At 72.5% G+C, this 23,337-nt stretch carries 21 protein-coding genes and 1 pseudogene; 12 read left to right on the forward strand and 10 right to left on the reverse strand.

The window, feature by feature from the left end; genetic code table 11:
* Window positions 1-508: 508 nt before the first annotated feature.
* Window positions 509-1,091: pseudogene (locus UK82_RS42050) on the reverse strand (TetR/AcrR family transcriptional regulator); the annotation flags it as partial.
* Here UK82_RS42050 and UK82_RS19150 point away from each other — a divergent pair.
* The 3 genes from UK82_RS19150 (at window position 1,090) to UK82_RS19160 (ending at window position 4,085) form a co-directional block, all read left to right on the forward strand.
* On the forward strand, window positions 1,090-1,947 hold the full coding sequence (locus tag UK82_RS19150; protein ID WP_055408519.1) for an alpha/beta fold hydrolase: 858 nt from the start codon (window positions 1,090-1,092) through the stop codon (window positions 1,945-1,947). The pseudogene UK82_RS42050 and the gene UK82_RS19150 sit on opposite strands and share 2 nt — an antisense overlap.
* 306 nt (window positions 1,948-2,253) lie before the next feature.
* Window positions 2,254-2,931 (forward strand): TetR/AcrR family transcriptional regulator, encoded by a 678-nt coding sequence (locus UK82_RS19155; RefSeq protein ID WP_236706136.1) that lies wholly within the window; start codon window positions 2,254-2,256, stop codon window positions 2,929-2,931.
* 242 nt (window positions 2,932-3,173) lie between these two features.
* A complete protein-coding gene (locus UK82_RS19160) occupies window positions 3,174-4,085 on the forward strand; it encodes an LLM class F420-dependent oxidoreductase (RefSeq protein WP_236706137.1) in 912 nt (303 codons plus the stop codon).
* A 71-nt stretch (window positions 4,086-4,156) separates the two neighbouring features.
* Here UK82_RS19160 and UK82_RS19165 read toward each other — a convergent pair whose 3' ends face one another.
* From UK82_RS19165 to UK82_RS19180, 4 genes are all read right to left on the reverse strand, one after another.
* The gene (locus UK82_RS19165) at window positions 4,157-4,855 is read right to left on the reverse strand and encodes a flavodoxin domain-containing protein (protein ID WP_055408521.1); all 699 of its coding nucleotides are present in this window, start codon (window positions 4,853-4,855) and stop codon (window positions 4,157-4,159) included.
* Window positions 4,856-5,105: 250 nt separating this feature from the next.
* Window positions 5,106-6,635 carry a CYTH and CHAD domain-containing protein gene (locus UK82_RS19170; RefSeq protein WP_082122073.1) on the reverse strand — a complete coding sequence of 510 codons (1,530 nt, stop codon included), beginning with the start codon at window positions 6,633-6,635 and terminating at the stop codon, window positions 5,106-5,108.
* 108 nt (window positions 6,636-6,743) lie between these two features.
* On the reverse strand, window positions 6,744-7,658 hold the full coding sequence (fdhD, locus tag UK82_RS19175) for a formate dehydrogenase accessory sulfurtransferase FdhD (RefSeq protein ID WP_055408524.1): 915 nt from the start codon (window positions 7,656-7,658) through the stop codon (window positions 6,744-6,746).
* Window positions 7,658-10,003 (reverse strand): FdhF/YdeP family oxidoreductase, encoded by a 2,346-nt coding sequence (locus UK82_RS19180; RefSeq protein WP_236706138.1) that lies wholly within the window; start codon window positions 10,001-10,003, stop codon window positions 7,658-7,660. Before UK82_RS19180 ends, fdhD begins: the two co-directional genes overlap by 1 nt.
* A 138-nt stretch (window positions 10,004-10,141) precedes the next feature.
* Between UK82_RS19180 and UK82_RS19185 the strand changes: the two genes are divergently transcribed.
* Entirely contained in the window at window positions 10,142-10,393 is a 252-nt protein-coding gene (locus tag UK82_RS19185; RefSeq protein ID WP_044886638.1) for a type II toxin-antitoxin system Phd/YefM family antitoxin, read from the forward strand.
* Window positions 10,390-10,644 carry a Txe/YoeB family addiction module toxin gene (locus tag UK82_RS19190; protein ID WP_044886637.1) on the forward strand — a complete coding sequence of 85 codons (255 nt, stop codon included), beginning with the start codon at window positions 10,390-10,392 and terminating at the stop codon, window positions 10,642-10,644. The genes UK82_RS19185 and UK82_RS19190 overlap by 4 nt, the downstream gene beginning before the upstream one ends.
* Before the next feature lie 44 nt (window positions 10,645-10,688).
* On the opposite strand, the gene UK82_RS19195 is transcribed toward UK82_RS19190, so the two are convergent.
* Entirely contained in the window at window positions 10,689-11,459 is a 771-nt protein-coding gene (locus UK82_RS19195) for an enoyl-CoA hydratase-related protein (protein WP_055408578.1), read from the reverse strand.
* Window positions 11,460-11,682: 223 nt separating this feature from the next.
* On the opposite strand from UK82_RS19195, the gene UK82_RS19200 reads away from it, so the two are divergent.
* Window positions 11,683-12,135 carry a pyridoxamine 5'-phosphate oxidase family protein gene (locus UK82_RS19200; RefSeq protein ID WP_044886636.1) on the forward strand — a complete coding sequence of 151 codons (453 nt, stop codon included), beginning with the start codon at window positions 11,683-11,685 and terminating at the stop codon, window positions 12,133-12,135.
* A gap of 26 nt (window positions 12,136-12,161) precedes the next feature.
* On the opposite strand, the gene UK82_RS19205 is transcribed toward UK82_RS19200, so the two are convergent.
* The 3 genes from UK82_RS19205 to UK82_RS19215 form a co-directional block, all read right to left on the reverse strand.
* Window positions 12,162-13,004 (reverse strand): endo alpha-1,4 polygalactosaminidase, encoded by an 843-nt coding sequence (locus UK82_RS19205; RefSeq protein WP_044886635.1) that lies wholly within the window; start codon window positions 13,002-13,004, stop codon window positions 12,162-12,164.
* 36 nt (window positions 13,005-13,040) lie between these two features.
* Complete coding sequence (locus UK82_RS19210) at window positions 13,041-13,721, reverse strand: FMN-dependent NADH-azoreductase (protein WP_044886634.1); 681 nt, start codon at window positions 13,719-13,721, stop codon at window positions 13,041-13,043.
* A gap of 71 nt (window positions 13,722-13,792) precedes the next feature.
* Window positions 13,793-15,130, reverse strand: a complete 1,338-nt coding sequence (locus UK82_RS19215; protein ID WP_236706140.1) for an ABC transporter substrate-binding protein — start codon at window positions 15,128-15,130, stop codon at window positions 13,793-13,795.
* Window positions 15,131-15,398: 268 nt separating this feature from the next.
* On the opposite strand from UK82_RS19215, the gene UK82_RS19220 reads away from it, so the two are divergent.
* The 4 genes from UK82_RS19220 to UK82_RS19230 all read left to right on the forward strand — a co-directional run bounded on the left by UK82_RS19220 (window position 15,399) and on the right by UK82_RS19230 (window position 19,971).
* Window positions 15,399-17,129 carry a metallophosphoesterase family protein gene (locus tag UK82_RS19220; protein WP_044886633.1) on the forward strand — a complete coding sequence of 577 codons (1,731 nt, stop codon included), beginning with the start codon at window positions 15,399-15,401 and terminating at the stop codon, window positions 17,127-17,129.
* 52 nt (window positions 17,130-17,181) lie between these two features.
* The gene (locus UK82_RS19225) at window positions 17,182-17,910 is read left to right on the forward strand and encodes a nitroreductase family protein (RefSeq protein WP_044886632.1); all 729 of its coding nucleotides are present in this window, start codon (window positions 17,182-17,184) and stop codon (window positions 17,908-17,910) included.
* 142 nt (window positions 17,911-18,052) lie between these two features.
* Complete coding sequence (locus UK82_RS34105; protein ID WP_083507262.1) at window positions 18,053-18,295, forward strand: hypothetical protein; 243 nt, start codon at window positions 18,053-18,055, stop codon at window positions 18,293-18,295.
* Between the two features lie 479 nt (window positions 18,296-18,774).
* Complete coding sequence (locus UK82_RS19230) at window positions 18,775-19,971, forward strand: amidohydrolase family protein (protein ID WP_082122071.1); 1,197 nt, start codon at window positions 18,775-18,777, stop codon at window positions 19,969-19,971.
* A 66-nt stretch (window positions 19,972-20,037) separates the two neighbouring features.
* On the opposite strand, the gene UK82_RS19235 is transcribed toward UK82_RS19230, so the two are convergent.
* Window positions 20,038-20,553: a nitroreductase family protein gene (locus UK82_RS19235; RefSeq protein ID WP_044886631.1), complete on the reverse strand. Its 516-nt coding sequence runs from the start codon at window positions 20,551-20,553 to the stop codon at window positions 20,038-20,040.
* 158 nt (window positions 20,554-20,711) lie between these two features.
* Here UK82_RS19235 and UK82_RS19240 point away from each other — a divergent pair, with 158 nt between their 5' ends.
* Both UK82_RS19240 and UK82_RS19245 read left to right on the forward strand, forming a co-directional pair.
* Complete coding sequence (locus tag UK82_RS19240; protein ID WP_044886660.1) at window positions 20,712-21,647, forward strand: aldose 1-epimerase family protein; 936 nt, start codon at window positions 20,712-20,714, stop codon at window positions 21,645-21,647.
* Between the two features lie 968 nt (window positions 21,648-22,615).
* The coding region (locus UK82_RS19245; RefSeq protein ID WP_255354323.1) for an ABC transporter substrate-binding protein at window positions 22,616-23,337 on the forward strand (722 nt) is incomplete at its 3' end.

Raw genomic sequence — 23,337 nt, forward strand, 5'->3', positions numbered from 1 at the left:
GGAAGATCCCCGCGCGTGCGGGGACGACTTGACGACACGGCACAGACCCGTATGCACACACAGGAAGATCCCCGCGCGTGCGGGGACGACTCTTGCTGAGCTGGGACTTTAGCAACAGAGCGGCGCAATTTGCATCGGTAGGGACGCGGGACGTTCGCCAGCCTTGCCGCGTCCCGTACGAGTAGCGCGGATTTGGAGGGGGCGAGTAGGCCGACCGAGGGGATGCGTCTGGCTGCCGTGCCGGCGCCGGAGCGACGCTGGCTGGTGGATCAGGGCGTGGGGTCGTGCTCGGCGGCGAGAGCGTGGGCGACGCCGTCGAGCACCATGTCGAGGCCGGCGGCGAAGTCGGCGGCGGCGCGCTCGCGGGCCGGCTCGGACGCGGGCGTCAGCAGCGCGCCGGAGGTGTAGAAGAACAGCACGCGCAGCACCCGGTCGGCGCCGTCGGGGGTGAAGCCGGTCTGGGTGAGCGCCGCGTGCAACGGGTGGTAGAGGCGGGCGGNGATGGGGNCGTCGGCGTGCGCCGCGAGGTGGGCCGCGAGGCCCCGGCAGCTTCCAACCACCTCGTGCATCCGGAGCAGGAACGAGCGCAGCCGGGGGCGCCAGTCCGCGTCGGGCGTGTCGGCGTCGAGGACCCGCGTGTACAGCTCGGCGGTGACCAGGCGGAGCAGGTCGTCCTTGGTCGCGACGTGCTTGTAGGTCGCGCCGAGCGACACCCCGAGGGACTGGGAGAGGCGCCGCATCGTCAGCCCCTCGACGCCGTCCCGCTCGATGATCGACAGCGCGGTCGCGACGATCTCGGCCTCGCGCAGGACACTCTGGCGGGGGGCTCGGGGGTCGACGGTACGCGCGCCCCGCGCGCCGGGCGGGTCACGGTCCATCCGCTCAGCGTACGAGCCGCTTGCCAGGCCCGACCGGATCCACCCGGCCACCGTCGTCCCGCCACCGTCGTCCCGCCACCGGGTCCCGACGCGGATGCGGTCCGTACTGGACGTACGACGAAGCGCGTGGTCTTCTTCTACAAGACGTAGAAGCTGTGGCTCCGGACACAGGCTCCGGGCGCAGGATCCGGACACGCGGAAGGCGGCCGGCATGGCAGAGATCGAGCTGTCCACCGGAACGATCGACTACGAGGACACCGGCGGCCCCGGCCCCGTCCTGGTGCTGCTGCACGGACTGCTGATGGACGCCTCGCTGTGGGCCGGCCCGGTCGCGGAGCTCGCCGCCGACCACCGGTGCGTGGTCCCGACCCTGCCCCTGGGGGCGCACAGCCATCCCATGCACCCCGACGCCGACCTCTCGCTACCCGGACTCGCCCGCCTCGTCGCGGAGCTGCTCGCCCGACTGGACCTGCACGACGTCACCCTGGTCGGCAACGACACCGGTGGCGCGTTGGTGCAGCTCGTCGTGCGGGACGGCGCCGCGCGGGTAGGCCGGATCGCGCTCGTCTCCTGCGAGGCGTTCGACAACATCCCGCCAGGTCTGACCGGGCGGACGCTGGCCCTGGCCGGTGCGCTGCCACCGGCGCTGTTCGGCCTGGTCATGCAGCAGATGCGGCTGCGGCCGATGCGCCGCGCGCCGATCGCCTTCGGCTGGCTGACGGCCCGTGGGGACGCCGCGACCGCCCGGTGGGTGCAACCGCTGCTGCACCGCGGCGAGACCCGTGGGGGCATCCGCCGCGACACCGTGCGGGTGCTGCGCTCGCTGCGCCCGGCGCGGGAGCTCCTGCTCGACGCTCCCGCCTACCTGTCGAGCTTCACCGGCCCCGCCCTGGTGGTCTGGGCCGCCGAGGACCGGGTGATGCCGCCCGAGCACGGCCGCCGTCTCGCCGAACTCCTCCCCCGGGGACGGCTGGTCGAGGTGGCCGACACCCGCACCCTCATCCCTCTGGACCAGCCAGCCGAACTCGCCAAGATCCTTCGCGACTTTGCCACCGACCCCCGAGGATGATCCCCGCGCGTGCGGGGACGACCGCCGCTCGCCGGTCAGACGGCGGCGGCCTCGGCCTCGGGGGTGGTCAGGATCTGGCGGGTGGTGGCGAGCAGGACGGCCTGCGTCGCAGTTCAGGGAACCTGACGGCGATGTCACTGGGGTGTCAAGGGTCACAACCAGGGGGCCTACCGGTGTTCGGATCGCCCCCCGGCGACGCGGTCGATAGCATCGGGCGTCCCGAACCCCGTCCGACGAACCCCGTCCGACGAACGCCGACGCCCCCCAGCAGGAGGCAGGGCTGCCATGTCTCGTGCGCAGGACCTGATGGCGTCCGACGAGGGGTCGCAGTCCGACGCCCCCCGGCGCCGCATCGGCCGGCCGCTCGCCTACCCGCCCGAGGAAGAGCGCTCGATGATGATCCGGGCGGCTTACCGGGTGCTGGCGCGCGCGGATTCGGGCTCCGTCACCGTCAGTGAGATTCTCACCGAGGCGCAGCTTTCGACCCGGTCGTTCTACCGGCACTTCAAGTCGAAGGACCAGCTCCTGCTGTCGATGTTCGAGGAGGAGAGCGAACGGGCGACGGCCCAGCTCACGGAGCGGTTGGCCAGCGCGCCCGATCCGTACACGGCTATCGGCGAATGGATTCGCTTCTACATCCAGCTCGCCTTCGAACCCCGGCGGCACCGCCGGACCCTCGTCATGCAGACGCTCGAGCTTCACCGCATCGCCGGGTACGCCGAGGCGCTCGCGCGGTATCAGGAGCTGAACAGGGCCCCGCTCATCCGCGCCCTCGAGGCCGGCGCCGCGGCGGGCACCTTCCGACACACCCGGCCGGTAACCGATTCGACCATGATCCAGGACATTGTCAACAATGTCCTTCTGCGGCGTCGCGACGGAATCGAGCAGAATGACGGCGAAACCGTCATGGCCACGATCTTCGAATTTCTGAGCCGGGCCATCGGCGTGCCGCACCGACCCGATTCTTGGAACGACCGAACCTGAGTACGCGTCGCTGCGTGGCGGCCGTGCGAGAATGTCCCGGGCAGCCGTGATCTTTCCCCGGCCGCTGGTTCCACCTGGGCGGGGCATGGCCGCCAGGGGCATCCGGGCACGGAACGGCATAGGCTGACCTGGTCCGCCGCGCAGCCACCCGACAATGGGACCGCGCATTACCCGGACACCTGTCGAACGAGGCAGGACGCAGTGCGACCAGGACGACCGAAAGGCAGACCATGAAGTTTGGCGTGCAACACGGCATCGGTGATCCGCAGTGGCGGCCCGAGGTGCTGGACCAGCGGAACATCACCCCGTGGGTGCGTGCGGCCGAGGAGAGCGGGTGGTCCGGCATTGCCTTCACGGATCACCCGGCGCCATCCACAAAATGGGCGAACGCCGGCGGCGAGGGCAGTTCCGAGCCTTTCTCGTCCCTGGCTTTCTGTGCCGCGCTGACCGAGGACATCACGTTAATCACCCTGGTGACCGTGCTGCCCTACCGTAATCCGTTATTCACCGCGCACCAGATCCGCACGCTGGACCGGCTGAGCGGGGGACGACTCGTCGTCGGCGTCGGCACCGGCTATCTACGGGGCGAGTTCCGCGCCTCCGGTGCCGATTTCGACCGACGGCGCGAGCTGTTCGACGAGGCGCTGGAGATCCTCACCGCGGACACCGCCGTCGAGGAGATCGCCCACCGGGGAATCGGCTTCGAGACGTCCGGCACCGCGCTGCGACCGCCGTCGATCCAACGACCGCACCCGCCGCTGTGGGTACACGCGAACAGCAGGTGGGGCCTGGATCGGGCGGCCCGCTTCGGCGGCGGCGCCCTGCTCACCCTCACCACCGAGACGCTGGCCGGCACCATCCGAACCGCCCACGTGCCCGATTCGGCCGCCGTCGGCGAGCGCATCGACCGGCTGCGCGACGCCACGAACGCCGCCGGGCGTGACCCGGCCGAGGTCACCGTCGCCCTCGGCGGGGTCCTGTCCCTGCTCGACGTCCGTCAGGGCTGGAACGTCGACCAGGTCCGCGCCGACATCGCCGAATACGAGAGCCTCGGCGTGGACTGGCTCATCTTCAACGTGATCGGCGACGATCCCGCCGCGTCCGAGGAGACGGTGCGCCGCTTCGGCGAGGAGATCATCCTCGCCAAGGACTAACCGCGCCCGGCCGGTTTTCCGTCCCCACGGAAAACCGGCCCGCGCCGGCGCCGGCACCGCGGTGACGTCGTTTATCCGGTGACCCAGTAGTCGGCGTCGTCGGCGGAGCCGGCGACCACGTCCGACGACGGGCGGGGTCGGGGGGCCGCGCCGACCAGCCACATCCGGGCCGGCCGATGGCTGCGCCAGCCGCTTCCGGCCCCGGCCCCGGCGCCGGAACCGGGTCCCCAGGCCGGCACGGCCCGCAGGACACGCGGGGGGGCCGCGGCGACCACGGCGTCGGCGAACGCCGCGAGCTGCTCCGGGCGGCGCCGGGTCCCCGCCGTCGGCTGGGCGGCAGCGGCGGCCGGGTGGGCGGTAGCGGCGGCCGGGTGGGCGCCGGCGCGTCGGGGGCCGTCGAAGGTCACCATGCCCCGGGCTCCGATCAGCGTCGCGAGCTCGGCGACCTGCGCGGCCGGCTGCGACCCCACCGGCTCTCCTGCGCCGCTCCGCTCTCCCCCGCCGCGCGGGTCGCTGGTGACCAGCCACACCGGTAGCCGGGACAGCCCGGCGCGGCGGCGGCGCACGAGCCGACGGGCGTCGCAGGCCCACCGTCCGGCAAACAGCGCACCGGTGACGATCACCGCGTCGTAGGGTGCCACCTCCCGCACCTGCCGCGCCGGTAGCACGTCTGCCTCGAGACCGCGGGCGGTCAACGCCGCGCCGATCATCGCGGCCAGGTCGCCGGCCCCGCCACACCCGGTTCCGAACGCCACCAGAGCTCGCGTCATCGCACCCCTCCCAACCTTGCGTCCAGGGCCGTCGAGGTGGACCGCACGCGATCGACTCGAGCCCGTAACCCAGTGGACATCCGTGGCGGGGCACACACCACCTGTCGAACGTCACGTCCGGCGAGCCATCCGGACCTGATCCGACGGGCACGGTCGGACCCCGGCGGACCGCCGCGGACCGACCCGAGGGTCCGGATCGGCAGGCGGCAGACCGTGCGCACCGCCCCGCGATGTGCTCCCCGCGTGCCGATCAGCGGCGCAGCCAGCGACGCAGGCGGGGGCGCGCGGCCCGCGCCCAGGTGGCCTCGAAGGCGGCCCGGGTCGCGGCCGCGCGGGCCCGCTCGTCCCCGGCGAGCAGTCCGTAGGTGAAGGAGGATTCGCCCGCGAGGTTCGCGGCGACGGCGAACTCGCGCAGCCGGGCCTGCGCGACGACGCAGTCCTGGTGCTCGCCGAGCTCGTTCTGGATCCGCTTCGCCGCCTTCGCGAGCGTCGCCGCGTCGCCGCCGTGGACGGGCACCATCAGCTCGCTTGCATAACGCAGCCGCTTCGCGGCCTTGCGGGCACCGTGGTAGGCGACGTCGCGGTCGGCTCCGGCGGGGGCCCGCCGGGCGCGTTCGACCCGCCGGACGAGCGTGCGATCCACCTTGGCAACGAGCTTCGGCAGCACGGTGCCGGCCGGGCGCCGGGCCCGCTCGGTCTGCCCGACGTCGGCGACGAAGCCGAGCAGCGTCTCGATGAACCCGAAGTACCGCTCGCCGCGCAGGTAGGCCAGCGCCTCCTCGCGGCTGCGCAGCCGCTCACCGAGCAGCGCCTCCTGGACGCGGGCGGCCACCGGGCCGAGCACCAGTTCGCCGGGCTGCCCGGCGAGCTCGCCGGCGAAGCGGGCAAGCTGGACCTCGGCGTCGCGGGGCCGTCCGAGCACCTCGCCGATCTCGCGCAGGCCGGCTTCGATCTCGGCGGCCCGCTCGGCGTCGAACAGCGGCCGGAAGGTCTGGATGGTGCTGCGCAGCCGCCGGGCCGCGACCCGCATGTCGTGGACGGCCTCAGGCGCGTCGACACGCACCGCGGGGTCGCGGTCGAGCAGCGCCGCGGTGTGCTCGGCCAGGTAGGCGTGGACGACCCGGGCCGCGCTGTCGGAGGCGGCGAGCCGGGCCGGGCCGGGCTGCACGTCGGGACCGCCGAGCTCGACGGCGAGGGCGCGCTGCAGCTTCGACGGTGACGGCGCGGGCCTCGCGCCGGCCCGGTGCAGGGCCTTGCTGGCGGCGGGCAGCACGTTCACCCCGGACGGGTCGAGCGCCTCGAGCTCGACCTCCCGCCACCGCGACACGATGGTGCGCTCACCCATCGTCCGCGCGTTGACCCGGTCGTCGGCGACCTCGATGAGGTCGTGGCCGGCGGCGTCGCGCAGCCGCCGGGTGCGCCGGACGGTCGTGATCGACGCCACCGGTCGAAGCGAGGCACCCCGCAGCCGCACGGCGACGAGGTCCAGCAGCTCCGGCGGGATCTGCGACGGTTCGCCGAGCGGGCGGCCGATCTCGTCACGGGCCCCGTCGGCGGTGGGGATCTTCAGATGCCAGCCCTCGTCGGCGCCACCCTCCCGGCGGCGCAGCGTCAGGTGGTTGCGGGCCAGGCGCAGGTCGTCGGTGTCGTAGTAGACGGCGTCGAGGTGCCGCTCGTCCGGGTCGGCGACGGAGGCGACCCCCCGCACCCCGTCGAAGGCGGGGAGCGCGAACATCTCGTCCACCGCGAACTTCCGCTCGACCTCATGCGTCACTGCCACGACTGGCCTCCATCCGGTGCTATCAGCGCACCAATGCCCTGCCCACGGTCGAAAAACCCTGCCGGGACGAGATGGGATCGCGTGGCGACCCGCGGCGACCCGCGGTGGTCAGGCCAGCGCGACCCGGTGGGCGCCGGTGTAGAGGTTCATCGAGTCCCCGCGGACGAAGCCGGCGAGCGTCATCCCCGCCTCCTCGGCGAGATCCACCGCCAGCGTCGAGGGCGCGGACACCGCGACGAGCATCGGCACACCGGCCATCAGCGCCTTCTGCACCAGTTCGAACGACGCCCGGCCGCTGACGACCAGCGCGTGGCCGGCCAGCGGCACCAGGCCGTCGCGCACCGCCGCGCCGATCACCTTGTCGACCGCGTTGTGCCGCCCGACGTCCTCCCGCACGGCCCGCAGCACGCCGTCGGCGTCGGCGAGCGCCGCCGCGTGCAGCCCGCCGGTGGTGGCGAACAGCCGCTGCCCCACCCGCAGGGCGTCGGGCAGGCCGGTCACGGTCGCCGCGTCGAGGCGCAGCGGGTCGTCGGCGACGGTGAACCGGCTGCGCAGCCGGACCGCGTCGATGCTGGCCTTCCCGCACAGGCCGCACGAGCTGGTGGTGTAGAAGTTGCGGGTCACGTCGACCTCGGGCGGGGCGACCCCGGGGGCCAGCGCCACGTCGAGCACGTTGTAGGTCGGGCGGCCATCGGCGTCGACCGCGCCGTCCCTCCCCGACGCGCCGTCCCTCCCCGACGCACCGTCCCTCCCAGACGCACCGTCCCTCCCAGACGCACCGTCCCTCCCGACGCAGTAGCGCATCGATGCCACGTCGGCGGCACCGGCGATCATGCCCTCGCCGAGCAGGAACCCCAGCGCCAGATCCATGTCGTCGCCGGGGGTGCGCATCGTCACCGCCAGCGCCCGCCCGCCGACCCGGATCTCCAGCGGTTCCTCGCCGACCACCGTGTCCGGGCGGACCGTCGTGGCGACCCCGGCCCGGACCCGGGTCACCCTGCGTCGCGCCGTCGCCCGCCCCATCAGCGCGTCCCGCCCACCGGCTCGCGCGCCGGCTCTAGCCGGATGATCAGCGATTTGGAGGTCGGGGTGTTGCTGCGGGCGGCGGTGGAGTCCAGCGGGACCAGGACGTTGGTCTCGGGGAAGTAGGCGGCGGCGCAGCCCCGCGCGGTCGGGTACGCCACCGCCCGGAAGTTCTCCGCCCGCCGTTCCCCGTCCGTCCACACGCCGACGAGGTCGACGTGCACGCCGTCGACGAGGCCTAGCGCGGCGAGGTCGTCCGGGTGGACGAACACCACGCGGCGGCCCCGGCGGACCCCGCGGTAACGGTCGTCCATCCCGTAGATCGTCGTGTTGTACTGGTCATGCGAACGCGCCGTCTGCAGCAGCAGATGCCCGGGCGGGACGCGCAGCACGTCGCAGACGTTCTCGGTGAACGCCGCCCGCCCGTCCGGCGTCGGGAAGGTGCGGCTGTCGCGCGGCGGATGCGGAAGCTGGAAGCCACCCGGCGCGGCGAGCCGGGCATCGAAATCCTCGAACCCCGGCACCACCCGGGCGATGTGACCGCGGATCCGTCGGTAATCGCCGGCCAATCCCGCCCAGTCCACCGAGTCGTCCGAGTCGTCCGCCCGGCGGGCGAGGGTGGCTTCGGCGAGGCCGCAGACGATCGCGACCTCCGAGCGCAGCTCCGCCCCGGCCGGGGGCAGCGTGCCACGGGAGGCGTGCACCATGCCCATCGAGTCCTCGACGCTGACCTGCTGCGGCCCGCCGGCCTGCACGTCGACCTCGGTACGCCCCAGCGTCGGCAGGATCAGCGCCGCCCGGCCCGTCACCGCGTGGGAACGGTTCAACGTCGTCGACACCTGCACCGTCAGCCGACACGCCCGCATCGCCGCCTCGGTCACCGCCGAATCCGGACCGGCCGCGACGAAATTCCCACCCAGGCCGAGGAACACCCGCACCCGACCGTCACGCATCGCCCGGATCGTCTCCACCACGTCATGCCCATGCGCACGCGGCGGAACGAAGGAGAACTCGGCACCCAACGCGTCGAGAAACGCGTCGGGCATCTTCTCCCAGATTCCCATCGTGCGGTCACCCTGGACGTTGGAATGCCCACGCACCGGGCACACCCCCGCCCCCGGCCGGCCGATGTTCCCCCGCAGCAGCAGGAAGTTCACGACCTCCTGGATCGTCGCGACCGAGTTGGCGTGCTGGGTCAGTCCCATCGCCCAGCACACCACCACCCGGTCGGCGGCCAGCACTCGACGGGCCAGCTCGTCGATCTCGGCGGCGGCGAGCCCCGTCGCCGCGGCGACGTCGGCGTCGGACAGGTGCTCACGAACATGGTGGGCGAACTCGGTGAATCCGCTGGTGTGCTCGGCGAGGAAGGCGTGGTCGAGCACCGTGCCGGGGGCCGCGTCCTCCGCGGCCAGCAGCCGGCGTGACAGTGCCTGGAACAGCGCCATGTCCCCGTTCAGCCGGATCTGCAGGAACTGGTCGGCCAGCGCCGTGCCGCGCCCGAGCACCCCCCGCGCCTGCTGCGGATTGCGAAAGCGCAGCAGCCCCGCCTCCGGCAGCGGGTTCACCGCGACGATGCTGCCGCCGGCGCGCTTCACCCGTTCCAGTGAACTGAGCATCCGCGGATGATTCGTCCCCGGATTCTGCCCCACCACCAGCACCAGATCCGCGGACTCCAGATCGGCCAACGTCACCGATCCCTTACCCACCCCGATCGTCGAGGTCAACGCCGCCCCGGACGACTCGTGGCACATGTTCGAACAGTCCGGCAGGTTGTTCGTCCCGAACATCCGCGCGAACAACTGCCACACGAACGCCGCCTCGTTGCTGGTGCGACCGGAGGTGTAGAACGCGGCCTCGTCCGGGCTGTCGAGTGCCGCCAGTTCGGCGGCGACGATCCCGAACGCCTCGTCCCAGCCCACCGGGGCGTAGTGATCCGCGCCCGGCGCCTTGTACACCGGCTCCACGATCCGACCCCGGCTGCCCAACCAGTGACCGGAGCGGCCGGCGAGGTCGGACGCCGGATGCGCGGCGAAGAACTCCCGCGTCACCCGGCTGCGCGTCGCCTCCTCCGCCACCGCCTTCGCGCCGTTCTCGCAGAACTCGGCGACGGACCGCTCCCCCGGCGGCGGCTCCGGCCACGCACAGCCCGGACAGTCGAACCCGTGGTCCTGGTTGACCAGCCGCAGCGTCCGCACCGACCGGCCCGGCCCCATCCGCTCCCACGCCTGCGCCAGGGCGTGCCCCACCCCCGGCAGCCCCGCCGCCGACGACGCGGGCGCCCCCACCCGCAGCCGGGCATCGTCATCCCCGAGGTCCCCACCGCCGCTGCCCATGGTTTCCACCATCCTCGCGATCGACGCCGGACACCACCATCAGCGGCCAGGCCCGGCGGGCACCCCGAAGCCGCCAGCTTCCGCTGCCATGGCTGGCCGGGGGACGTACATTCGCGTCTACGTACAAGTTTCTGTACAACGGGAGGCGCAGTGAAGACGATGAGCTACTCAGAGTCACGTGCACGCTATGCCGAAGTTCTGACCGCGGTGGCAGATGACCGGGAGGAGGTCGTCATCACCCGGGCCGGACATGAGCCGGTCGTCATCGTCTCCCTGGATGACTACCAGTCCCTCAAGGAGACGGCCTACCTTCTGCGCAGTCCCGAGAACGCCCGCCGGCTCCTGGCCGCCATCGACCGCCTCGAAAGCGGTGCCGGCACCGTACGCGATCTCGTCGAGTGAAGCTCGTCTGGGATGAGAACGCGTGGCAGGACTATCTCTGGTGGCGGACGGAGAACCGCAAGATCCTCAAGCGCATCAACGTCCTGATCCAGGACATAGCCCGGAATGGCAACGACGGCATCGGCAAACCCGAACCCCTCAAGCATGGCTTCCAGGGCTACTGGTCCCGCCGCATCAACGACGAACACCGACTGATCTACAAGATCAGCGACGATCAGATCCGCATCGCCCAGTGCCGGTACCACTACTGAGACGTCCGTAGGCATCGCTTCCCGTGGGGAGCGGCTTAGGTGGCTTATCGACCGGTCCAGGCGGGTGGGCGCTTCTCCAGGAAGGCGCGGACGCCCTCGGCGGCGTCGGCGGAGTCGCGGATCGCGTCGAGGGCGGTGGCAGTGGCCTGCCAGCCGGCGGCGTCGGCGGCCGGGGCGACGGCGTCGTCGACGGCCGCGAGGCAGGCCCGCACGGCGCTCGGCGCGTTGCGGCAGATCCGCTCGGCCAGCGCGAGGGCGGCGTCCAGCGCCCCGCCGGACTCGGCGAGCACGTTGACCAGGCCCGCCTCGTAGGCGCGCCGGGCGTCGAAGGGATCGCCGACGAGGATGAGCTCGCGGGCCAGGTTCAGCGGCAGCGCCCGCGGGCCGCGAAACAGCGCGCCACAGGTCGGGACCACCCCGATCGTCACCTCCGGCAGGCCGAACCGGGCGCCGGCACCCGCCACGACGAGGTCGCAGGCCAGCACGATCTCCAGGCCGCCGCCGAGCGCGGGGCCCTCGACCGCGGCGATGAGCGGCGTGCGGCGACGCCGGCGGACCACGCCGTACTCCCCGCCCCGCTCGGTGACGTAGTCGCCGCCGGCGGTCAGGTCGCTGCCGGCGCAGAACACCGTCGCGGTGCCGGTGAGCACGCCGACCCAGAGGTCGTCGTCGTCGTCGAGCAGGTTCAACGCCGCGTCGAGGGCGTCGGCCATCGCGCGGTCGACCGCGTTGCGCCGGTTCTCGCGGCGCATCGACACGACCAGCACGTGGCCCTCGCGGCGGACGTCCACCCGTTGCGCGTCCCGGTCCGTCATCGCCCGCTCCACGCCCCGTCCCACCGTGCTTCCCGGCCCCGCCAAGCTTCCCGACCCGCCAAGCTTCCCGACCCGTCAGGCTCTCCGGCCCGTCAGGCTCTCCGGCCCGTCGCCGCCCGGATGACCAGCGCCGGCTGGAGACACAGAATAGCCTTCTGGGCTGGCAGGAACGATGTTTCCGATCCGGCCGCGGCCAGCGCGGTCCGCCCGAGGGGATGTGCGCATGCAGGAACAGCGACGCGGCCGGAAGATCGCCATGGAACGGGCGGAGATCGACGTCTTCCTCACCGAGGAGCGGGTCTGCCGGGTGGCGACGGCCGGCCCCGACGGCCCGCACCTGACGCCGCTGTGGTTCGTGTGGGACGACCAGGCGCTGTGGCTGTGGTCGATCGTGCGCAGCCAGCGGTGGACCGACCTCACCCGCGACCCGCGCGCCGCCGTGCTCGTCGATGCCGGGATCGGCTACGGCGAGCTGCGCGGGGTGGAGCTGCGCGGCCGCTTCGCCCCGGTCGGCGAGGCGCCACGCGCCGACGTGCCGCACCCCGAACTGGAGGTCCCGGAGCGCCTGTTCGCCGCCAAGTACGCCGGCGGCGGCACGACCGAGCCCGACGGCCGCCACGGCTGGCTTCGCCTCGCCCCCGAGAAGATCACCAGCTGGGACTTCCGGAAGCTTTAGCCGGAAGCTTTAGCGGCCGACTCGGGTCAGCAGGCGCGGCGCCAGGCGTCAAGGTCGCGGTTCTTGCGGATGGAGGAGAAACCGGGGACCGCGCAGCGGGCGTCCGTCGGCCCGGCGTCGGTGTACTCGACGTGCAGGACGGCCTTGCCGGCGTCGAGGAACGGACCGTAGGCGTCGCACTCCTCGTAGGTCAGACAGGACTCGACGACCGCGAAGTCGACGTCGCCGACCAGCGCCTCGACCTGGTCCGGGTCGTTCTTCAGCGCGACCCCCATGCCGCGGGCATGCACCTGCTCGGCGGTCCAGCGGTTGAACCGAAGCTGGTCGTCCTCGGTGAGCGGGAAGCCGCTGTCCGTGGAGTAGGCATCCACGTTGTCGGGTTCGACGGCGTCGAAGCCCTTGTCCCGGCAGGTGTCCAACCGGCGCCCGAGCGGCTCGGCCAGCCGCGCCGGCCGGCGAACGTCAAGCCAGGACTCCCCGGGCCAGCCGTCCACCGGCTTGCCGATCAACGTCGGGGGGAAGTCGCTCGCGTCCGGGCGGAAATCCTCCCAGGAACCGACGGAGACATAGCAGATGACGCGCCGGCCAGCCTGATGGAGCCGCGCGATCGCCGAGGCAGGGGTCGTCTCCCAGTCCAGGTCGTAGACGGGCACGTCGACGGACAGGTCCAGGCTGCCAGTCAGCTGCCACTGCCACGCCTGGCCCGGGCTTGGCCGCCAGGCCCCGTCAGCACCGCCACTCGCCGCGGACCCGGTTACGGGGCCGGGGCCGGGGCCGGCGGGGCCGGCGGAATCCCCTCCCGATGCGGCACAGCCCGTCGCGACGAACAGCACCAAGCCGACGAGCGCACGACCAAGGCGGGAGAACATCGCCGCAACCTGCACCGACCGGGGCAACGCATGACATCAACGTAGGGTTTCTGGCGATGGGACGCCCGGCGAAGGGTGGCCGAGGCGGGTGGCGAGCTCGATGACGGAACGGTGGGCGGCGTCGAGTTCCGCCTTCGCCGTGGTGCGCAGCTCGGCCATCGCCGGCACGCGGAAGGCCAGCGTCGCATCGGTCGACACGACCGTCACCGCCATCCCGAGGGAGCGGCCGAGGACCAGCTCGACGGGCGGGACCGCGTGGTCCCAGCCCGCCGTCGGGCTGCCGGGGCCGTACTGCGCGCCGCGGGCGGAGACGACGACGGCCGGGCGGCCGGCCAGCGGCTGCTCCCGGGTGTCGAACGGCGCGGTGACGCCGAGGACGTGCACCTGGTCGATCCACGCCTTGAGCGTGGACGGGATCGACCAGTTGTACATCGGCGCGCCGATGACCAGCACGTCGGCGGCGAGCAGCTCGGCGAGCAGGAGCTCCTGCGTCGCCGCGGCGGCCGGATCGGGTGTCTCCCCCGGACGGCGCAGCCGCGGCGCCCAGTGCAGTGCGGCGTCGCTGAGATGCGGCGGCGGATCGGCGTGCAGGTCGCGGTAGGTCACCGTGTGCTGCGGGCCGAGCCCTTGCCAGGTGTCGGCGAAGGTCCGGGTCAGCGCCCGCGTCGTCGAACCGGTGGGATCGGCGGAGGAGTCCAGGTGCAGCAGTCCGGGCATGCGCACTCCTTGCTGCTCGCGGGCGACGCAGCGCCGACTTTACGCCAGCGACCCGGCCCGAGGCAGGCGGTCTACGCGGCGCCGAGCAGCTTCACCAGCCGCTCGTTGACCGACGCCGCCGTCGCGGCCGGGTCGGCGCCGCCCAGCATCACGGCGCTCACGAGGTCGTCCTGGAGGATCTGCCGAGCCTGGTCGGCGTTCGGGCCGCGCAGCGGCTGGTACGGGGCGACGCTGGTGAACTGGCGGAAGGCGGGCAGGATCTCCGGGGAGGTCATCAGGTACTCGCCGAGGAACTGCCGGCCGTCGACCGTGGACTGCCGCAGCGGCAGGTAACCGATCTTCGCGGTGATGACGGTGAAGCCGGCATCACTGGTCAGGTACTTCAGGAACTGCCAGGCGGCCTGCTGCTTGCGGCGGTCCCTGGTCAGCACGTACAGCCCGGAGCCCGAGTAGGTCGGCCGGGCAGGCTGGTCGCCGAAGGCCGGCAGTCCGGCGGTGCGCAGCGTGAACGATCCCTTCGCCGACCGGTGCAGGCTGGCGAGCACCGCCGTACTCGTCACGAGCATGCCGAGCTTGCCGGCCTTGAACAGGCTCAGGGCGTCGGTCTCGACGATCCTCGGCTGCGCGCCCGAGTTCGTCAGGTCGCCGAGCATCGCCAGCGCGCCAACGGCCGGCGGGCTGGCGAGCTGCGGCCCGCCCGTCGCGGACAGCAGCGACCCGCCGTTGCTGTTGATGAGCGACTGGGTGAGGAAGTCCGACTTCGCGGGGTTGGCGGCGTCGACATACACGCCCTGAACCCCGTCGCCGAGCGTCGCCAGGGCCAGCGCAGCCCTGCGCACCTGCGCCCACGTGGCCGGCGGCCGCGCCGGATCCAGGTGCGCCCGCTCGAACAGCGTCGCGTTGTAGAACATCGTCGGCGTCGACAGCGTGTAGGGCATCACGGTGAGCCTGCCGTCGATGCTGCCGGCGGCCAGCGCCGGCGGCAGGATCCCGGCGGTGGCCGCCGCCACCTCGGCGGGCGGGGCCAGGTCGGCGACCGGCACGACCGGCAGGCTGGCCAGCGCCGCCGGCTGTTTGCTCCAGCCGATCTGCGCGATGTCCGGCGGGTCCCCCGCCGCGGTCCGCGCCTGCACCCTGGTCAGGACATCTCCGGAGGTGGCCCCCGAGGCGACGAGGCGAATGTCCGGGTGATCCGCCTCGAAGCCGTCGATGAGCTGCTGAGTGCCCTGCCCGCCCAGGTCCGGCGTGCCGTAGTTGTAGGACACGAAGCTCAGGCTGACGGGTGCGGGCGCCCCCTCGTCGCCATCGCCGCCGCAGCCGGCGATCAGCGCCCCGATCATCGCCCCGATCAGCGCCAGCGCGACGGCGGCCGCCGGGGCCCGCCGCCCATGCGGTCTCCCCCGGAACATCGTCCTCCCCCGGAACATCGTCGCAATCATGGCCGGGGAAACGCAGGGGCCGACCACGGGACGGTGACCGCCTCATGACCGAAAGGTGTCCGATTGCCCATGAATGCCTGACGGGAAGCAACGCCGCGGCCGGCGCACCGAGGGAATCCGCGGCGGCTTCGAGCCGCCGTCGACCCGATGCACCGTTCGGCCGGGTTCACCTGATGGTCCCGTTGTCGCCATGTGCCCGACCGCTCACCGTCCGCCGGACGCGACAGCATCACGGCCCATGGACGCGAACCCCACGACCGGGTCGGCCGGTCCGTCCCGCCGCACCCTGCTGCGCACGGCCGCGATCGGCGGCGGGCTGACCGTCGCCGCCGGTCCCACCCTGTGGCGGCAGCCGGCCTTCGCGGGCACCGGCCCGGACACCGCCCCCGAGCAGGTGCACCTGGGGTGGGGCGACGACCCGGCGACGGCCGTGACGGTGTCCTGGGTGTCACCGACCGCCGTGCGCCGGCCACGGGTGCGGCTCGGCACCGCAGCCGGCGGGTTCGGCCGGTTCGTCGACGCCGAGGAGCGGACCTACGTCGACGGCCTGGGCGGCCAGCGCGTCGTGACGTACCACGCGAAGCTGCGCGGCCTCGATCCGGGCACCGCCTACGTCTACCGGGTCGACACCGCCGACGGTCCGGTCGCGGCCGGGTCCTCCACGGGCGGCCCCGGCGGCCCCGGCGGGACGTTCACCACCGCCCGCCGTGGCCGGTTCCCGTTCCGCTTCACCAGCTACGGCGACCTGGCCACCGACAAGGCGTGGACCATCTCCTCCCCCAACGCGTTTCACGCCGTGGACGCGGTCGAACGCTTCGCGCCGCTGTTCCACCTGCTCAACGGCGACCTGTGCTACGCCAACCTCACGTTCGCCCAGCAGCCGGCGGTATGGCGCGACTTCGGCGTCAACGTGGCCCGCTCCGCGGCGAACCGGCCGTGGATGCCGGCGCTGGGCAACCACGAGATCGAGTTCGGCAACGGCCCGCACGGCTACGAGTCGTATCTGACCCGGTTCAGCCTGCCGTCGAACGGGATCCGCGGCCTGGCCGGCAACTTCTACAGCTACCGGGTCGGTTCGGCGCTGTTCATCTCCCTCGACGCCGACGACGTCATCTACCAGGACGGCGGCGCCTTCGCGGCGACCGACGTCGTCCCGCCGAACGGCGCGGCGACGATCCCCGCCGGTCACAGCCAGTACAACCGGCTCTACACCGGCCCGCTCGCCGCCGGCCCGAACGGCACGCTCACCCCTGGCGGGAACCTGCAGACCCGCTGGCTGGAACACACCCTCGCCGCCGCGCGGGCCGACCGCACCATCGACTGGATCATCGTCCAGACGCACCAGTGCCCGCTGTCGAGCTCCGCCACCGGCAACGGTTCGGACCTCGGCCTGCGCCAGGCGTGGCTGCCGCTGTTCGACCGCTATCGGGTCGACCTCGTCGTCTCCGGGCACGACCACGACTACGAGCGCACGTTCCCGGTCCGCGGCTTCGACCGCGACCGCGGGACCGAGGTCGCCGGCGGCGCGACCGTCGACACGCTGCGACCCCGGCCCGTCGTCACCGACCCGACCGCCGACACCTTCGACACCGACGCCGGCACCGTCTACCTGGTCCTCGGCGGCGGCGGGACCAGCGGCCCCACCGACAGCTACGGCGCCACCCCGACCGGCGCCCGGCAGGGCAAGGTCATCACGAGGCGGACGGAGATCACTCGGAACGCCTCCACCGGCGCCTACACCAAGTCGCCCGCCGACGCGGTCGAGGAAGCCGTGTGGTCGGCCCGACCGGACGCCAGCGGGCACCCGTACGGCATCGCCGTGTTCGACCTCGATCCCGGCAGCCGCCCCGGCGGCCCCACCACCATCACCGTGAGCTACCACCACGCTCCTCGCGTCCAGGCGGGCGCCCCCCCGCCCGCCTACACCCTGCTGGAACGCTTCACCCTGCGCCGCCGCCGCTCCGACTGACCGCCGACTGCGAGCCCCTCGGCCACCCACCGGCCCGGCTAGGCTCCCGGGCGTGGAGCTGCTTGAGGTGATGCGCACCGCCGGTGCCGTGCGGGAGTTCACCGGCGAGCCGGTGCCGGACGAGGTGCTCGAACAGGTTCTCGACGCCGCCCGGTTCGCCCCGAGCGGCGGCAACCAGCAGCCGTGGGTCGTGCTCGTCGTGCGCGACCCCGAGTTGCGCCGGCGGCTGCGCGACCTGGTCCGCGAGGGCTGGCGGGAGTACGTGGCGCAGCGACGCGCCGGGGTGCGGCCGTTCGCGCCCGGCCCGGACGGCCGCTGGCACGGGCCGGCGATCGACCTCGACGCCGCGGCCCGCACCCCGGCGCCGAGTGCCTTCGTCGACGCCTTCGACCAGGTGCCCGTCCTGCTCGTCCTCGCCGTGCGGCTCACCGCGCTCGCGGTGACCGACGTCGACCTCGACCGGCAGAGCGTCGTCGGCGGCGCGTCGATCTACCCGTTCGCGCAGAACATCCTGCTGGCGGCCCGGGACGCCGGCCTCGGCGGGACGCTGACCACCTTCGCCGCCCGGCGCGAGCCCGCGGCGGCCGCCCTGCTGCACATCCCGCCCGACCACGGCATCGCCGCCGTGCTGGCCCTCGGCTACCCGGCGCGGCGCACGACCCGGCTGACCCGCCAACCGGTCGGCGCCTTCACCCGCATCGACACCTTCGACGGCGCCGCCTTCGGTTCGGCGACCGCGGCGCCGCCGGGTGGGCGGCCGGATTCCCCGGCGGCCAGCTGAGATCCACGGTCGGTGGCCGGCACCGGCGGCCTGAACGAGGAGTGAACCCCGTCGCATCGGGGTATGGCCTTATTTTGTCGCGTCCCGCCCAACGACGTGCCGGGGCTGATCTCATCAGCGGATCACAAAGGTGGCGGGTATTATGACCGATATTGTCACGATGGTCGCCTCGATCAGCGAGTTTCCCACCGTCGAGGAAACAGACGCGATACTGAATGAATTGCGACGACTTTCTCGCGACGCGGCAACAACCAAACTGATCGATGATCTTCTGGAGCTCCGGTCACTACTCGGCGAGTCGAGTCGTGGCCACGCGCCGAGTAGTGAATCGACCAGAGTGCCGCAGCCCTATCCCACGGTCCCGGACGGGCCCCCCGCCGAGTGACCGGTCGGGCCGTCGCCCGCGCGCACGGGATCGTCCGACAGATCGGCCGGCCGGCGCCGCCTCCGCCTCTCCCGAGCCTTGTGGTCCGGTGAGCAGGGCAGCGGCCGCCGCGCCGGCATCCACGCGTCCCGACGCCGCAATCGTCTCAATGCGGGCGAGTTGCCCAGATGCCGCCAAACCCGTCCTCGTAATCACGGAGATGGCCACTGAAGGCTGGTGACGCGTACCGTAGGCGACATTTTCCGCGCCCATCCGCAGGCGGATCCTAAAGTAATTCTTGTCGAATCCCGACAACCCGCTCCCCGACTCGTCATACGCGCCGACCAGGAGGGTTCGGGTCCGGGAAACATCGACGCGCAGGTCTCCACCGGTCGAGGAATCGATATTTCGACGGCTTTCGGTGAACGCCACCAGGCCGCCGGTGGCGAGTGCGCTGTAATGCCCGCAACGCGGGCAGAACCACACAGAGCGGAGCGGAAATGTCCAGTGAAATCGGGGGACGAGGCGGGAGCCAGGCGGACGACGGCCCGCGTCGCGGGCCGAGCCGGCGGGCCGCCGTCGGCCTCGCGGCTGTCGTCGCCGGGGCCGGCACCGCGGTCGTCGCCGGAGCGGGCGCCGCGGCGGCGGCCCCGGTCACGGCGGCGACGACGACCGGGACCGGCACGACCGGGACCGGCACGACCGAGGCCGGCACGGCCGATCACGCCCGAACCGGGGCGACCGGGCGGATCGACGTCCACCATCACGCGATGCCGGCCGAGGTGCGCGCCTGGCTCGTCGAACACGGCCAGCTACCGCCGGTGGGCGGACCGCCGTTCGCGAACTGGTCCCTGCCGGCCGCGCTCGACACGATGGACCGCGGCGGCATCGCGACGGCCGTGCTGTCCGCGGCGATCCCGAGCGAGTTCACGCCGACGCCCGCGCTCGCCGCGCAGCTCGCCCGGCTCGCCAACGACACGATCGCCGACGTGGTCCGCGGCCATCCCACCCGGTTCGGTCTGCTCGCCTACGTTCCCCGGGCCACCCCGCAGATCGCCGTCGCGGAGATCCGCCATGCCTACGACGACCTGCACGCCGACGGCGTCCTGCTCATGGCCCACGACGGCGTCACCTATCTCGGGGATCCCGGGCTGGAGCCGGTGATGGCCGAGCTGAACGCGCGTGACGCGGTGGCCCTGGTGCATCCGTTCAACCTGCCCGGCGCGACCGGCATCGCCGTTCCGGCGTTCGTCGCCGACTTTCTGGCCGACACGACCCGTGCCGCCGTGCAGCTCGTCGTCAACGGGGTGCTGGAACGGTATCCACGGATACGGTGGATCCTCGCCCACGGTGGTGGCTACTTTCCGTACCAGGCGGCCCGGCTCGCCCTTACCCGCAGCCTCGGTTACGGCACCGACCTCGCCACCGTCGACCGGACGCTGCGCCGCTTCTTCGTCGACACCGCCGGGCCCATGTCCCCGTACAGCACGCCCTCCCTGCTGGCCGCCATCGGGGTCGACCGGATCCTGTACGGCTCGGACTACAACGCCGTACCCGCCGACACCGTGTTCGCGGGCCGCGACGCGTTCCTCGCCGACCCGGCGCTGAACCCGGCGGCCCGCCGCACGATCGCCCGGGACAACGCGCTGGCCCTGTTCCCGACGATCGCCGCCCGACTCGCCGCCGGCCGCCGCTGACCGCCGCCGACTCGCCACCGACTCGCCACCGGCCGCCACCTGTCGGCTACCACCGACCGCGGTGGACTACCACTGTCCGCGGTGGACGACCTCGTCGTAGGGGCGGCGGTCGAGGCGTTCCACCGGCCGCAGCGGCCCGTCGTCGGGGTAGCCCAGGCCGATCATGTAGGCGACGCGGTGGGTGGCGGGCACGCCGAGAATCCGGCGGGCGGCCTCCTGGTCACCGACGGCCGAGTGCCCGCCACCGACGCCGAGGTCCGTCGCGGTCAGCAGCATCAGCATGGTCGCCTGGCCGAGGTCGTACTCGTCCATGAGCCGGTAGCGCTCCGACTCCGGCTCGGGAAGCACCAGCACGATCGTCGCCGCCGAACTCGCGATGTGACCGGCGCCGCGCCAGATCGTCGCCAGTTCGCCGAGCACCGCCCGGTCGGTGACGAGCACGAAGTCCCACCGCTGCCGGTTCGACGCCGACGGGGAACGCCACCCGGCCTCCAGGATCCGCTCCAGGTCCTCGGCCGGCACCGGCCGGTCCTGGTAGCTGCGGACGTTACGACGAGCACGGATCGCATCCCAGGTCTCCACGCCGTCGACCCTAGTGGAACCCGGGTGCTGTGCCGGCGGACCGTCCGCCGGCACCCATACTTGAGGCGGAGGGCGCCCCCGGCTCGATGCAGGGCCACCCTGCCGCCGACCCGGCCGGTGTCGGCGGTGCCCGGCAGGAGGAGGACGCGGTGGACGTGGTGGGCGCGTTGGCACCGTCCGGGCGGCAGATGGAGCTCGTGCACGGAGAGAGCAGCGTGACCATCACCGAGGTCGGCGGTGGGCTGCGCGAGTACCGGATCGGTGCCGCGCCGGTCCTCGACGGCTACGGCGCCGACGCGATGGCCAGCCGCGGGCGCGGGCAGTTGCTGCTCCCCTGGCCCAACCGGATCGCGAACGGCCGCTACACGTTCGGCGGCACCACCCACCAGCTCCCGGTGAACGAGGTGGCGCTCGGCAACGCCAGCCACGGGCTGACCCGCTGGTCGGCCTGGGAACTCGACCGCCTCGGCCCGGCCGCGGTCCGCGCCTCGTTCATCCTGCGCGCCCAGAGCGGCTACCCCTTCACCGTGAGCTTCACCGCGGAATACCACCTCGGCGACGACGGCCTGACCGTCACGATGACCGCCACCAACCTGGGCAGCCAGCCAGCGCCCGTCGGGATGGGCGCCCATCCCTACCTGACGACGGTCGGGGCGGACGGCGCCGCGGTGCGGGCCGACGACGTCGAACTCACCGTCCCGGCGGCGACGTGGCTGGAGACCGACGACCGTTCGATTCCCACCGGCGCGCGGGAGGTCGCCGGCGCGCCCGTCGACTTCCGCCTGCCCCGCCCCATCGGCTCCCTCGCCCTGGACACCTGTTACACGGGCCTCTCCCGCGATCCGGACGGGCGGGCACGCGTGCGGCTGGGCGCACCTGGCGGCGGTTCGGTGACGGTGTGGATGGACGAGACCTGGCCGTACGTGCAGGTCTTCACGGGGGACACGCTGAGCCCGCAGGAGCGGCGGCGCAGCATCGCGGTCGAACCGCTGACCTGCCCGGCGAACGCGTTCAACAGTGGGGACGGCCTGCGCGTCCTCGATCCCGCCGAGACCGTCGGCGGCACCTGGGGCATTCAGCCCACCGCCGGCTGACTCGCGCCCGGGGGTGGCAACACCCGGCGGCTGGGCCGTGCGGGTTGGCCGCAGGTGCGCCGCAGGGTGCGCGGGTGCGCCGCAGGCGCGGACGTGGGCCGCAGGCGCGGAGGTGAACGGCCCCGCCGGCCCGTGCGCGCGGACGAGCGGGCGCGCCGTCACCGGTGACCGTCTTGTCCTGGCCGGACGAGAACGGGATCGAACATATCCCGGGCCATCCCGCCGTGCACGTTACGTTCAGCGCACTCGGAAAAAACGAATTTGTTACGCGCCACCCGGCCGTCACACCGGGGACGACGGCCACGAGTCGGCCGCGAGACGCGAGATCTTCGGTCAATGGAGCTGATGACCGCACGTTATCTCCCCCTCGATCCGAATCCGAGAAATATTTCGCGCGATCCGGCCCGCCGCCGCCGATCGCCAGGACCGCCGCGGACCAGCACCGCAGCCACCCGAACCCCGCCTCCGCTCGGCAGCAGTCCGGCTAGTTCCGCAGATCAGGGTTCGCGTCCGCGTGACAGGCGCACATGCGGGGGCTATGGTGCATTTCAGCCGCTTCCGCGGAGTCCAGGTGCGCCGAAGCATCGCCCGCTCGTTCGCGGTTGACACCGTCGCACACACCGTCCGTGTGCAGGTAATTACCTTTTGTTTCCTTGCATCTATTCGCCCGGCGGGGGAAGAACGTGGTATCACGCTCGGCAGTGTTTTCGCGACGCATCATGATGGGTTTGCCGACCCATCGCAGCGGCCCCCACGGCTCGCCTCATCTCCCGTCCATCGAGCGTCGCCCGAGAAGCGGTCACCCGAGCACGCCCGGGCCGGAGACCCGCGCCTTGTTCCGGCCCGCCGCGTCCCGGCAGGCACTGGCCCTGGGAGTGGCGGCCGCGGTGGCGGCGCTGGCCGCCGGCTGCGGCAGCTCCTCCTCGGACGCGAGCCCGCCCGCACCCACCACCCAGGTGGTGACCAGCATGACCGGGGAGAAGACGACGGTTCCCCTGAAGATCGACCGCATCGCCGAGCAGTTCCCCGCCCACACCGTCACCGACATCATGCTCGGCGTCGGCGACAAGCTGGTGGCCATCCCCCAGAATGTCAAGACGATCCCGTTCCTGCGGAAGGTCTACCCGGGCGTCAACGACCTTCCGGAGCTCTTCCGGAACGGCGGCAAGGTGAACATGGAGGAGCTTCTCAAGCTCAAGCCGGACGTCGTCTCCACGATCAGCGGCGGCGATACCATGACGCCGTTCACGCAGGCCGGTCTACCCGCGGTCAACATGGCTTTCAACACCTTCCCGGAACTGGCTCCATCCATTCAGCTCGCCGGAAAGGTGTACGGCGGCGCCGCCGCCGCCAAGGCCAAGGAATTCAGCGACTACGTGAACGCCAAGCTGGCGATGGTCCAGTCGCGGCTGGCGAAGCTGCCGGCGACCGAGAAGCCGAGCGTCGTGCACATCGCCAGCTACCCACCCGTGGTCGTCGACGGCGGGAAGTCCCTCATCGACGGCTGGATCAACATCGCCGGCGGCACCGACTCCGCGAGTGGGGTCAAGGGCACGCACGTCACGGTGTCGATGGAGCAGCTCCTGCAGTGGAACCCGGACGTGCTGATCATCGAAACACCGGGTGGTGACCAGGGCCTGGCGGCCAACTCCGCCCAGTCCGTCGTCGACAACCTGGCGAAGTCGCCGGG

It is taken from the genome of Frankia sp. ACN1ag (genome assembly GCF_001414035.1).
GTDB lineage: Bacteria > Actinomycetota > Actinomycetes > Frankiales > Frankiaceae > Frankia > Frankia torreyi.

Bases quoted from the DNA above. Each gene is read 5' to 3' on its own strand.
- UK82_RS19165 (WP_055408521.1), bottom strand. From the start codon at position 4,855: ATGACGCGAGCTCTGGTGGCGTTCGGAACCGGGTGTGGCGGGGCCGGC.
- UK82_RS19210 (WP_044886634.1), bottom strand. From the start codon at position 13,721: ATGCCCGGACTGCTGCACCTGGACTCCTCCGCCGATCCCACCGGTTCG.
- UK82_RS19195 (WP_055408578.1), bottom strand. From the start codon at position 11,459: ATGACGGACCGGGACGCGCAACGGGTGGACGTCCGCCGCGAGGGCCAC.
- UK82_RS19150 (WP_055408519.1), top strand. From the start codon at position 1,090: ATGGCAGAGATCGAGCTGTCCACCGGAACGATCGACTACGAGGACACC.
- UK82_RS19215 (WP_236706140.1), bottom strand. From the start codon at position 15,130: ATGTTCCGGGGGAGACCGCATGGGCGGCGGGCCCCGGCGGCCGCCGTC.
- UK82_RS19205 (WP_044886635.1), bottom strand. From the start codon at position 13,004: ATGTTCTCCCGCCTTGGTCGTGCGCTCGTCGGCTTGGTGCTGTTCGTC.
- UK82_RS34105 (WP_083507262.1), top strand. From the start codon at position 18,053: ATGACCGATATTGTCACGATGGTCGCCTCGATCAGCGAGTTTCCCACC.
- UK82_RS19200 (WP_044886636.1), top strand. From the start codon at position 11,683: ATGCAGGAACAGCGACGCGGCCGGAAGATCGCCATGGAACGGGCGGAG.
- UK82_RS19155 (WP_236706136.1), top strand. From the start codon at position 2,254: ATGGCGTCCGACGAGGGGTCGCAGTCCGACGCCCCCCGGCGCCGCATC.
- UK82_RS19220 (WP_044886633.1), top strand. From the start codon at position 15,399: ATGGACGCGAACCCCACGACCGGGTCGGCCGGTCCGTCCCGCCGCACC.
- UK82_RS19180 (WP_236706138.1), bottom strand. From the start codon at position 10,003: ATGGTGGAAACCATGGGCAGCGGCGGTGGGGACCTCGGGGATGACGAT.
- UK82_RS19230 (WP_082122071.1), top strand. From the start codon at position 18,775: ATGTCCAGTGAAATCGGGGGACGAGGCGGGAGCCAGGCGGACGACGGC.
- fdhD (WP_055408524.1), bottom strand. From the start codon at position 7,658: ATGGGGCGGGCGACGGCGCGACGCAGGGTGACCCGGGTCCGGGCCGGG.